The organism is Chryseobacterium culicis, assembly GCF_002979755.1.
Classification (GTDB): Bacteria; Bacteroidota; Bacteroidia; order Flavobacteriales; family Weeksellaceae; genus Chryseobacterium; species Chryseobacterium culicis_A.
This window is the reverse complement of the sequence record NZ_PCPP01000001.1, coordinates 2,421,793-2,434,161: the sequence shown is the minus strand read 5'-3', so window position 1 is coordinate 2,434,161 and position 12,369 is coordinate 2,421,793. Positions and strand designations below refer to the sequence as shown.

The 12,369-nt window shown below is 36.2% G+C and carries 9 protein-coding genes; 2 read left to right on the top strand and 7 right to left on the bottom strand.

What is annotated here, in order from left to right; translation table 11 throughout:
* Positions 1-56 precede the first annotated feature (56 nt).
* On the bottom strand, positions 57-3,281 hold the full coding sequence (locus CQ022_RS11085; protein WP_105681447.1) for a hypothetical protein: 3,225 nt from the start codon (positions 3,279-3,281) through the stop codon (positions 57-59).
* Between the two features lie 151 nt (positions 3,282-3,432).
* On the opposite strand from CQ022_RS11085, the gene CQ022_RS11080 reads away from it, so the two are divergent.
* The gene (locus tag CQ022_RS11080) at positions 3,433-4,302 is read left to right on the top strand and encodes a T9SS type A sorting domain-containing protein (protein ID WP_228421534.1); all 870 of its coding nucleotides are present in this window, start codon (positions 3,433-3,435) and stop codon (positions 4,300-4,302) included.
* 158 nt (positions 4,303-4,460) lie between these two features.
* Complete coding sequence (locus tag CQ022_RS11075) at positions 4,461-5,270, top strand: T9SS type A sorting domain-containing protein (protein WP_105681446.1); 810 nt, start codon at positions 4,461-4,463, stop codon at positions 5,268-5,270.
* A gap of 62 nt (positions 5,271-5,332) precedes the next feature.
* Here CQ022_RS11075 and CQ022_RS11070 read toward each other — a convergent pair whose 3' ends face one another.
* The 6 genes from CQ022_RS11070 to aroC all read right to left on the bottom strand — a co-directional run bounded on the left by CQ022_RS11070 (position 5,333) and on the right by aroC (position 12,334).
* The gene (locus CQ022_RS11070; RefSeq protein ID WP_228421532.1) at positions 5,333-8,155 is read right to left on the bottom strand and encodes an aminopeptidase; all 2,823 of its coding nucleotides are present in this window, start codon (positions 8,153-8,155) and stop codon (positions 5,333-5,335) included.
* Between the two features lie 53 nt (positions 8,156-8,208).
* Entirely contained in the window at positions 8,209-9,588 is a 1,380-nt protein-coding gene (gene pyrF / locus CQ022_RS11065; RefSeq protein WP_105681444.1) for an orotidine-5'-phosphate decarboxylase, read from the bottom strand.
* 121 nt (positions 9,589-9,709) lie between these two features.
* Positions 9,710-10,051, bottom strand: coding sequence for a YkvA family protein (locus CQ022_RS11060; RefSeq protein WP_105681443.1), 342 nt, complete (start codon positions 10,049-10,051; stop codon positions 9,710-9,712).
* An 82-nt stretch (positions 10,052-10,133) separates the two neighbouring features.
* Positions 10,134-10,673 (bottom strand): TlpA family protein disulfide reductase, encoded by a 540-nt coding sequence (locus CQ022_RS11055; protein ID WP_105681442.1) that lies wholly within the window; start codon positions 10,671-10,673, stop codon positions 10,134-10,136.
* Between the two features lie 9 nt (positions 10,674-10,682).
* A complete protein-coding gene (locus CQ022_RS11050; RefSeq protein ID WP_105681441.1) occupies positions 10,683-11,246 on the bottom strand; it encodes a thioredoxin family protein in 564 nt (187 codons plus the stop codon).
* Positions 11,247-11,263: 17 nt separating this feature from the next.
* Entirely contained in the window at positions 11,264-12,334 is a 1,071-nt protein-coding gene (gene aroC, locus CQ022_RS11045) for a chorismate synthase (protein ID WP_105681440.1), read from the bottom strand.
* Positions 12,335-12,369 lie beyond the last annotated feature (35 nt).

Here is a 12,369-nt window from a genome sequence, read left to right as displayed (position 1 = left end):
AATCCCCAATAGCAATAATATTGGGGATTTTTTATTGTATAAAGTAACCATCATAATTAGAAGCTTGCTTTTACCTGCATACTTCCGATATGAATGGTCCGGTCACCTGAGTTTCTTCCTTCGTAATTAAGATTCAGCTGGATAAAGGAGTTGATAGCCTGTTGGATGAATACACTCCATACCTGGTTTTTCCCAGGCTTAAGCCCATCCAGCATCTGGTTTCCTACAATACTGAAATTGTTTCCGGTAAAATTGTTGCTGATGAACGAGAAATTTCCACGGATAGACGTTTTTCTACGCTCCCATTGGATGGTTCCTGTAATATCAAAAGCTTTAAGAAGTTCTTCGCCATCCAATCTTTGTTTCTGGCGGAAAGCAGAAGATAATTCAGCCTGAATGGCATCTGTGAACTTATAAGTTGCTTTAGGCTTGGTTTCAAAATTATTGAGACGATAATCTCTTGTTTTAAATAATTGTGAAGAGTTTTGGATATCATGAACTGAGTTTTCCCAGTCTACTCTGAATTCTTTATTGAACCAGTATCCTACATTCAGGAAATGAGAAGTCTGCTCACGTTCTTCATTACTGAAATTGGCATTAATGAGATTGTCATTGGTGATGAATCTGTAATTTCCGTTCCAGCCTGACTTGTCGGTTGGGTTAAACTGTACAGAAGCAAGAATATTCTGATTTTTAAGGATCTGATCACTGTTTTTTTCAAAAGGATTCAGAACAAGCACTTTTTCCTTTTTATAGAAAGAGTTTTGAGAGTTTAATGAAATATTGAAATTCCATCGTTTTAAAAACCCGTTCTCAGAGTTGAAAACAATTGCCGGATTCACAAATAAAGCCAGCTGTAATTTATTTTTATTAGAAGGAATATATCTTACAGAATTGGTGTATACACGGATATATTGTGCAAGGTCAGAATACTCAGCGATTTCAAATTCGTCCAGCTGCTGAACTCCATCTCCGTTATAATCGGTCCATTTATAAACCCCTTGTCCATCTGTTACTTTAATATATTGAAATTCTCTCTGGGCTTCCTGTCCGTTCCCCAGTTCATAGAAAGCCTGAAGACGCATTCCATTTCTGAAAAGCTGTTGATTGTATAAGATGTTTCCAACAACAAAATCATTATTACGGGTTACTTCACCTTCTGCACCTGCATAGAAGAATTTTCGGTAATGGATTAAAGCATTTAGGGAGGTTCTTTCTGTTTTGATAATCTGACTTTCAGCCATAATTCCCAAAATATTGTTCATATTCTGAAGCCTGTTGTCACGTACCGAGTCATTATCTCTCATGTATACTTTTGCCAACAACTTAGTTCTTGTACTGTCACCGATTTTCTTTTGCAAAAAGATTTCCTTCCAGCTGAAACTCGTGACATCCATAAGTTGAGTGTCATTGTATTTCTTCTCGTTATGTTCCATGCTTCCACCAACTGCCCAGCTTCCTTTTTTGCCGGTAAACTCTGTTGAAACTCCACCACGGATGAACTTTGTGTCCTGAAGGGTGGCAGTTGTATTCAAATAAGATAAATTCCCCTTGGTAAAGAACTTTCCTGTGAGCCAGCCAAAGTCCAGGTCATTTTTGATCCCTTTATAAGAATTTTGTTCATTCAGATAATTGACACGGTAATTTAAGGTGGATTTATTATTCCATTTATTCAGGAAACTGAAGATAAACCTGTTTTGGGTCTTCTTATTAAATTCCTGGGTAAGGTTGAAGTCTCTGGAGAATTCCACATCATTGATACGGTCAAGGATATGAAACTGCCTGTCTATATATTGATATTCAAAACTAGGTGTTCCTTTCCAGGCATTTTTCGTGAAACTCTTATTTCCGAAAATACGCCATGCATATCCCATATTCTGATCAGAATCTTTTGAGGAAAATAAATTGACATCATAATTGCTCAGGGAAATGTCTGCTCCTATTTTTCCTTCATTCAGTAAATATTCAGAGTTCACAGAGTATACCTGTGACTTCTGAGGAGAAGGAAGTTTTCTTACCGCTCTGTAGTCTCCGGCATTCGGACCTACATATTCAAAAACACGTCCGTTATTGGTGGTTTGTGCTATTTTATAATCTCCCAGATTAGCCCCGAAATACGTAAAAGAAACCTGATAAAGCGTTAAACTTGAATCAGTAGAATATTCATAGAAAGTTCCGGCGGGATTTAATTTATATAAAATTTTATTGACATCATACTCCGTTACCACCCCTGAAGGAGCATACATCAAATCCGGATTGTTTCCTGCATCTGCAAGAATCTGTTCATCTTCTTTAGAAAGACTTAAAGACAGAGGAGCGTTCTTATTGTCATTTTCCATGAACCAGTTTAAGCCTACTTTGAATTTCTCTCTCTGATGTTCAAGCTTTCCTGTAAACAGATATCTTGAATAATTCCTGTTGGCATAGTTATAAGAAATCGTTATGAAATTCTGCTGGAAAATAGGACGGAAACTGGTAAAGGTAACTTCACCGGTATTGTAATTGATAATATAATCCTGGTTTTCACCACGCTTCATCAAAATACCATCAATGAAGACCTGTTCAGAACCGGAGATCAGTGTGATAAACTGTTCCCCATTCTTACCTGTCAGACGGTAAGGGCCCTGATTCCCTTCAACCCCCTGAAAACGGATTCTGTGAAATTCACTTCGCGCAACACCTGCAGAGATATCTACCAATGTTTTATTTTCCTTCCCAAATTCTGTCTGGAACTGAAGCCCCATGCTTCGTCTTTGGTATTTGGCAAAATAATTCTTAGATTCTACAAGGTCAAGATGCCCGGCTCTAAGGATGGATTTTTCCTTAATATTAAGCTGCATGTAGATTTTGTCAAACTCCTCAAGCGTTTGGGTATAACCATCAGCCTGAATAGGCAGGTTGTGATCCGAAATACTGGCTAAAATCGTAACATCTTTCGACAAACGTCCTGAAATCTGAAGATCCATAGAACTTTGTACAGACTGGCCCTGATTGTTACCAAAAGTAATCCCTCTGATGATAGAACCTTTTGAATTAAGTTCTCCTAAAAATCGCTTTTTATCATTCTTCGCCAGTACAGCCTCATCGATAACGATCTTGTTGTGCGTTCTTATGAAATCAAGAGTGTCCTTTGCAAAGATATCCTGCTCAAGCCTTGCTGCAAGAATACTGTCTCGTTTGATGCTGTCTTCAGGCACGTTGGGATTTTTCCATGAAAATACCTGAGCATTTCCTGAAAATATGCCTAAGAAGAATACAATTAGAAGGATATAATTCCGCAAGCCCTGAAAAATAATTGGTAAAAGTAACTAAAAAATGTTAATCGTAATAGCTTAACTATTATTAACAGAAACTTAACCTGTTTATTGTGTCAAAAAAAATAAAACGATGTACTTTTATCAAGGAAATTATTAATTATAAAAATATTAAATCATGAAAAAATTTTATTCTCTTTTTGCAACGGTGATGATGAGTGCAGTTGCTTTTGCACAAACAACATACCTTTGGGACGGTACTTCTGTAAATCCTGTTTCTGGTACAAATGCTAATATTTCAAATGTAGCATTTGCAGCTACCCAGGGAAATAATAACGGTACTACGAATTTAATTACCACTACATCTGTGTCTTCAGGTTATACCGGAGCAAGCGGATCCAGTAATTTTGGTGCTGCAGCTTTTAAAGAGGCTCTTTCTACTGCTACAAGTACTTATTTCAGTGTTACTGTTACTCCTGTTGCGGGTAATAAAGTAACGTTGAATTCTTTAAGTCTGGGATCCAGAGGTACCTCTACTGGCCCTGGAAAGATTACCGTATATTCCAGTATTGATAACTATGCAACGGCGATAGGTACTGTAAATGTTAACAACAACAGTACATGGACATTGAATAATATTACTTTTTCAGGGACTAATTTAGTAGGTGCGGAATCTGCTCCGGTTACTTTAAGAATCTATGGAAGTGATAGCCCTGGTACAGGAACGCCATCTTTGGGTACTGCCAACTGGAGAATAGATGATATTTCTTTAATGGTTACTTCATCTACTGCTTCTCTAGCTGTTATTGATGCTAAAAATATAAAGTCAGGAAACTTCGTAAAAAATTCTTTCGTAAAAAATAACGAGATTGTTTTCGGATCTGATGTAAAAGATGTGAAAGTTTTCAATATGTTCGGACAGCTTGTAAAAGAAGCTTCTGTAAAACAAAACGAAACGGTAAGCGTTGCTGAGCTGGCAAAAGGAAGCTATATCGTAACAGGTACAGTGAACAACCAACCGGTTTCTCAAAAAGTTCTTAAAGACTAATCTCCTTTAGATAAAAATACAGACAGCCACTTCATTGAAGTGGCTGTTTTTTATACAATTATTACTGGTTTTTAGATTTTTGTATCCTATATATTTCTTAATTTGGTGGTATTGTTTTTGATGTTTTATTATTGATCTACTTCTTTAAAATTATTACGATGAAAAAAATCTTTACTCTTGTTGGACTTATAGTATTAACTTCTTTTTCAAATGCCCAGATTGTGATTAATGAAATCTATGGTGGGAATGCCAATTCTGGTGCTGTATTGAAGAATAATTATATTGTCCTTAAAAATATTGGAACTACTTTGGTTTCCTTAACGGGAGCAAGCATTCAATATGCTCCGGCGATAGGTGCTTTTACCGAATATCATACACTGCCCGACTTTACTTTAGGCCCTGAAGAAACTTATTTGATTCAGGAGTCAGCGATTGAAGGAGGCGTTGAAAATTTACCAACACCGGATTTTATTGCCACTACAATCACTAATTTTGATGGAACTCCCAATAAATCTTCCGGGATGAGAATCTCCAGCGTATCAGGAAAAGTTGCTTTGGCCGGAAATATATTGCAGGTGACGGGACCTTCCGCATCCAATGTACTGGATTTTGTAGGGTACGGATCAAATGCAGATCAGTTTAAAGGAGATGGACCGGCTCCTTCTCCAACTACAACAACGGCTATTAAAAGAACGATGGTTGGAAGTAATGATAATATGGCAGACTTTTCCCTCGAAGGCAGTGTGAAATCAGGTTTTGTACAGAATCCTTTTATAAAAGACAGTAAAGTAGTGTTCGGAACCGAGGTGAAAGATGTAAAAGTTTACGATACATTCAGACAGGTTGTTAAAAAATCTCCTACAAAATTAGCTTCAACTCTTGACATTGCAGAACTTCCAAAAGGAACTTATATTGTCACAGGAACCATTAATAATATTCCGATCTCACAGAAAATTATAAAAGATTAATTTTTTAATAAAGAAGAACAGCTCATTAATGAACTGTTCTTTTATTTTTTATTACCAGAAGCTTAATACCAACCTCTTCTTGCGGCATTAATAATTGACCCAAGATTAAGAATCAATGTATATCTGATACGCTTTCCATAATCTTTGAAGGATGGCTCAAAACCTAAAGAAGATTGTATCGGGAAATAAACTTCCAGAAAATCAGGAATGATTCTTACTTTAACTCCGGTATCCCATATGAATTTGGCAGGAAGATCTTTGTTTTTATAAACACCGGCATCAGCATACACATGGAATATTTTCCAGACGCTTGAATCCACGTTGGCAGAAGTGATCCATTGGTTTACTGTTCCTGGAAGAAAAGATTTAAAACCACCATCAGCTAATATAAACTGTTGGGAAAGAAGTCCGCTGCTGGCACTTTCTCCTAAAAGCGTATAAGAGAATGAATAGTTGGAAACCCTGGAAATTCCATAATCGAAAAGGTTATTTCGGGTGTTGTTTCTTAAAAAATATCCGGCAAATAAGCGTAAGCTCAGTTTTTGTTTAGGAGCAAATTCCCATCTGTAGAAGCCTTCAGCCGTTATTTTATTAAAATCTTCCATTCCCTGCGTACTTAGACTAAAGCTTTTTTCATGAATCATCTGGTTGTCACTGTAGCCATAGCCGATACTCCAGAGATTATATTTGCTATAATCATTATTAGCAATCATTTTAGGGCTCAGATCCCTTTCAAAATAGTTATAGGAAATCCCTAGACCTCTGCTTACTGTACTTCTCGGGTTCTTCCTGAAGTTGATAGAAGAAGATATTGAGGTTTTTCTGTAAGCAAGATCATAATCATAATGAAAATAAGAACCCGAAAGTCCGAATGTTAAACTTCGGATAATGCTTTCTGCAGGTAGAATAGAATAGGAGACTGCTCCAGAACCCGTCAGTTTTCCTGTTCCGGTACTATAAGTCGGAGTAACCGAATACAAGAATTTCTGATCAAAGAAAGACTGATTTTTAAAGTTGGCTCCCAAAAGAAATTTATCATACGTATTGTTGAAACGCACTCTTGGGCTGATATAAATTTCATTGTATTCCGGGTTTGGAATATCTTTTATTAGTTTAAGCTTAATTTTTTTTGCGTTGGAAAACAGGCCTTTTGCATACAGAAAATTGTCTCTGTAATTGGATTCAGGGAAAATATATCCGCTGTTTAGAGTGACTTTATAAATATTTTCTGATGCGGGAAGAGAAAGGCTGGTGATACGTTCATTTTCTTCGGTGTCTATCCAATAGGCCTTCTTTTCTCCTTCTCGGGTTTCTGTTTCCAGCTTTACCGGAATGGAAATATCTGTATTCTTTACAATTTTTATTTGTAGAGAATCATTTTCTTTTCTAATATTTTTTAGTTTAAAATCAACACGGTTCTTTTGTTTGAAAAAGTTGGAGAGATAGGCTGTTGATTTATTATTTTCGGAAAGAGCGGTCAGGAATTCTTCAGTATTGATTTTTTTTCCGGAATTCTGAGAAATATAATTTTTTACAATCCCATTGAAGTTATCATATCCCATTTTGTCAGCCGAATAGTTGAAAAGACTTCCTGTTTCAAAGCTGCTGATGGCCATGTCATTGAAATTACTCAAAACAGGGAAGTGTTCATCAATCTTCTGATCAAGATTTTGCAGCATGATGTACTGATAGGAAAGCCCATAGCGATCCAGAAGTTTTACTTTGGATGCATGGAATAATTTTAAAGGTTTGAGCCCAAATATTCTGGTTTCGGGTAGTGTTCCTAAAAGTTTTGTGTCAGCATAGAATTTTTTGAGATACTGAATTTCCAGATAAGATTTTAACCCATTTTTAAACCAATGGTCTTTTTCCTTATCCGCAATAACGCTTTCATCAAGAATTTTCTTGGCAATGATCCCGAAATAATCCAGATCCGTTTTTTCGGTATCGGTAAATAACCGGAACCTGAATTTCCAGAAAGTAATATCATTATTTCCGAAAAAGTCTTCTTTAGCTCTGAATTTATCTGAAATAAAAATACTTTTCGGAAGAACCCCGATGCGTTCCTTAAGGAATTTTAAATGTAAGGGGAGATAAAATTCCAGATTTTGTTTTTCTTCCGGTTTCAGATTATATCCAAATTTGATTTCGATTTCCTGTCCGTCAACATTGGTTTTTATGGAAGGAAAACCGGTTGAAGAAATTAAAAATTCAGGATCGGAATCAAGGTATCCCTTAAATGAATTCATCTGTACCTGTGGAAGATTGCCTTCTACAAAATTATTAACAGGAATATCAAAGTTAATGGTCCAGAAAGTGTTGAAACTTACCTGTTCTTCAATATCGTGGTAGTTTCTTTTAGAAATATTGTCCGGATCAAAATGATCCGGAACAATAAAGAAATATTTTAATACAGTATTCTGAGCGGATGTTCCGTATCCCGTAAATGTTTTATCGGGAAGCTGCATCCTGTACTGCAACTGTAATGTGACGCTTTCGCCAGGTTTTAATACATTTTTCAGAGGAATGAAAATATTTTCATCTGAAAGTGTATTTACGGGAATTGATTCATTTTCAGAACTTTTAATGTTCAGTTCAAGAAGTTTTCCCAATTGATCACTCTTCGCAAAATGCAAATCATTATTTCGGTCTTCCAGTTTTCGGTAGACTAAAGAGGTTCCCCGTTTATTGTACGCGGAAACCCAATTTAGAAGTTTTACAGTTTGAAGGTCTTTCCCGGAATGATTGTAATAAACAATTTCCTGGCTGACATCAAGGTTCTTTTTGTCAGGAGACAGTTTCGTTTCAATGTATATACTGTCTGTCTGTGCAGAAACCTGTACAACTCCCCATAACAAAATAAGGCAAATGCTGATCTTTTTCAAATATTCGTGATAAAGCCCAAATATAACTTATTTTGTATATACTTTATAGGATTTTAACCCTGAATTGCTTTTTTTTCCAAAGAATTAATATAGGCATTCCATCCTTCTGTTTTATAAGTAATTGCAGACGCTTCAGGATCGTTGGATTTATAGATTCCTCTTCCTACGATAATAAAATCTGTATGCAGTGTCTTGAAAACATGTTCTGGTGTGTTGTACTGCTGTCCTTTACCATCTCCTGAATCTGCAAGGTTTACCCCTGGAGTGAATAATAAAAGTTCTTCCGGAATTTTATTCTGAGATACACCACCAATAACATTAGGATGTGATAATGCTACTTTTAAAGCTTCTTCGCGATAGCTTGCAGTTGTTAAGGTTCCTTTGGAAGACATTCCAACAATAGCTACTACCCCTACATTGCTGAAGCAGTCTAAGGATTCAAAACCTCCGATTACCTGAGATGTTACGAAATCGGCCCAATTTGTAATTTTGAAAACTCCACTGGTAAACTGAAGTTCCTGTGTATTTCCAATATCAGCAAATTTTCTGTCTTCCATCAATAAGAACTGGTGCTTTGCAGCAATAGCTTTTAGAGGAGTGATTGTTTTTTCATATTCGAAATCAGAAATAATATCGATATGCGTTTTTAAAGCAACAATATGCGGACCTACTTTTTCAGCCAGCTCCAATAACTCCTGAGTGGTAGTAACATCAGCAGAAGCAATAAGGTTTGATTTTTTTGCTAAAGCTGTTTCCAGTAATTTTTTTGAAACAGAATGTTGGGTAACCTGAAGTTTCTGCTCATAAGAAGATCTTGTTTCTTCTTCGAACTGAATGTGATTTCCCTGAAGGAAGTCCTGGATTCTTTTTACCTCTTCATCAGACAATTCACCCGTTTCCTGAAGAATACCGCATACTTCAGAAATATTGAAAAGAGTGTGTACTCTAAATCCTTTGCTTTCCAGTAATTGTTTTCCTCCCTGCTCTCTGTCCAGTACCACAACGATATCCGAAACTTTAAGATCCTCCTGTTCTATTTCAGGAATAGTTTCTAATAAAGACTTTCCTGAAGTGATCACATCTTCTACCAAAAGACAGTTTTGCCCTTTCTGGTAAATTCCTTCAATCAGTTTTTTTGTTCCGTAGCTTTTCGCTTCTTTTCTTTTAATAATTAATGGAATATAGCTTTCCAAAGACATTGCAGTAGCCATTGGAAGTGCAGCATAAGGAACTCCACAGATTAAATCAAAATTATCTAATGGAAGCATTTCCAATAAATAATTAGCCAGATTTTTTAAAATTTTAGGATCTGAAGCCAAAGGTCTCAAGTCTACATAAAAAGGACTTTCGATACCACTTTTCAGGGTAAACCTTCCGAATTTAATGATTCCTAGTTTGTAGCACTCTAAGAAGAATTCTTTTTTACTTTCCATTATTTTTTATTAGATATTGCAAATTTAAGGAATTGAAATAAGGCTTAAAAATTTATCGTTCATTTGTAAATAAAAAACCACCCCGGATTAACCAGGATGGTGTGAAAAATATAATAAACTATTATTTTACGATTTCAGCATCAATGACTTGGGCACCACTGTATTTTTGATGAGCTTCCCATAATAAAAACTTGTCAACCTCTTTGATGAGCTTAGGAATAGTCAGTGACAATACTGCCAGATCATCCATGACTCCAAGTACCGGTATCACAAATTCAGGAAGAAGGTCAATAGGAGAGAGTACATATAAAATTCCCAGTAAAGGAAGAATAATGTCTATGGATTTCATGGGATAAATTCCTTTTCTCCACATTCTGACCATTCTGAAAATATCAGGGATCTTTTTGATAAAGCCCTTATGATTGATGGCTTCTTTTGCAAGATTTAATTTTGAATATTTCATTTTGTGTTTGGATTAATAAATTTTTCAATGCTATAAAATTCGCAAATCCTGTACCAACAAATTATAAAATTTAGTTAAAATATTATTTGATAATATTGTCAATGAACTGATGCACAGTCTCTGTGTTCCAGTCTTTTGTAGCATCCTCTTTAATAAGGATTCTTCCGTGTTTATCCAGTAGGAAAGTGGTAGGAAATACCTTGGGAAGAATTTTCTCAGAAATAGGACTTTGAGCAATATAGACAGGAACGGTATAGTTATTTTCTTTCAAAAACTTTCTTACATCTTCCTCTTTATCATTCATGGCAATCAGTACAAAATCTACATGATCTTTTCTGGTGTCATACAATTTCTGAATGGAAGGCCATTCTTTTCTGCAAGGTGGGCACCATGTTCCCCAGAAGTTCAGGAAAACACCTTTGTCCTTAAAGTTTTTAAGATTGGTGCTGGGTGCATTGATTCCTTTAAGTTCTACATCATAATCCTCTTCACTGATATGGACAGCGTTTTCGATGGTGGCTACCGGAAAGAATGTATCCTTTAGGAAATTTCTAATTCCCGGAACAAAAGCAACGACACCGATGATAACGATGATTACAAGATAAATGACATTTTTTTTCATATCTCTTTTTTATAGAAGATCCAAAATTTCCTGAACAGCATCTTTCCCTCTGTTTTTAGCATAATAAATCTGCAGATCATTATAGAATGTATCTTTTGGGTATGCTTCAGGATCAGCTTTATACTTCATCAGCAGCTCATATCCATATTTGGGACGTGGGCCCCAAGAATTTTTCACCTTGAAATCTTTATCAAGGATAATGACTTTAGGAATAGATTCTGTACCATTGGTTAGAAACTGATTAATCAAACTTTTATCACTGTCTCTCAGGAAAACTCTTACCTCATTATGTCCTTCAAAAAATCTGAAAAGAGCAGGCACTGTTGCACTTGCATCTCCGCACCATGCTTCAGAAATGATTAAAATCTTTCCGTCAAAATTTTTGGCAGCAAGTTCTTGCAGCTGACCTTCGTCCGGAACGTATTTCTTCACCGTTCTGTCCATTCTCTGAAGACCCAGCTCATAATATTGTTTATAGTCAGCTTCCTGTTGGTTAGCAGGGTTCTCTAATCTTTCTTTTGCAATCTGAAGATACTCTTCAAAAGAAATTCCTTTATCCCAGTAATTTTTCATTACTAAAGCTATTTATGTTAAAAATTATTGATATTTCTTGTTTTGTTGACCAAAAATAGGTCTGCCAGCACAAATGCAGCAAGACTTTCCACTACAGGAACCGCTCTCGGAACTACACAAGGATCGTGACGTCCTTTTCCTTCTACGATTACTGGGTTTCCGTCTTTATCGATACTGTCCTGAGGTCTCAGAATAGTTGCTACAGGTTTGAATGCTACGCGGAAATAGATGTCCATTCCATTGGAAATTCCACCCTGGATACCTCCGGAAAGGTTAGATTTTGTAGTGAAATCTGTATTGAAAGCATCATTGTGCTCTTTTCCAGTCATTTTAGCTCCACAGAAACCGCTTCCGTATTCAAAACCTTTGCAGGCATTGATATTCAGCATTGCTTTTGCAAGCTCAGCCTGAAGTTTGGAAAATATAGGTTCACCAATTCCTACAGGAACATTTTTAATCACACAAGTGATCGTTCCTCCGATAGTGTTACCCTCTTTTTTGATTTCTTTGATTCTTGAAATCATCTTTTCAGCAGTTTCAGCATCAGGACAACGAACATCATTGCTTTCTGTTTGAGAAAAATCTAAAGCCTGATAAGGTTTTTCACAGAAAATATCACCTACGGAAGATACATAAGCATTGATCTCAATGTTGGGTAAAAGTTGCTTGGCAAGTGCGCCGGCTACTACCCAGTTCATTGTTTCTCTGGCAGAAGATTTTCCTCCTCCGCGATGATCTCTGAAACCAAATTTCTGGTCATAGGTGAAATCAGCATGACTTGGACGATATGCACCTGCAATATGGTCATAATCTTTTGATTTCTGATTTTCGTTTTCAATGATAAAACCAATTGGCGTACCTGTTGTTTTCCCATCAAAGATTCCCGAAAGAAACTTTACTGTGTCACTTTCTTTTCTTTGTGTAACGATTGCTGACTGGCCGGGTTTTCTTCGGTTCAATTCATATTGAACTTTATCGAGATCTACCGCTAAACCTGCCGGAAAATTATTGATGATACCGCCATAAGCCACTCCGTGACTTTCTCCAAATGTTGTAAGACTAAGAAGATTACCTAATGTGTTGAACATGATACAAAATTACCTTTTTTTCTTCAGATAATAAA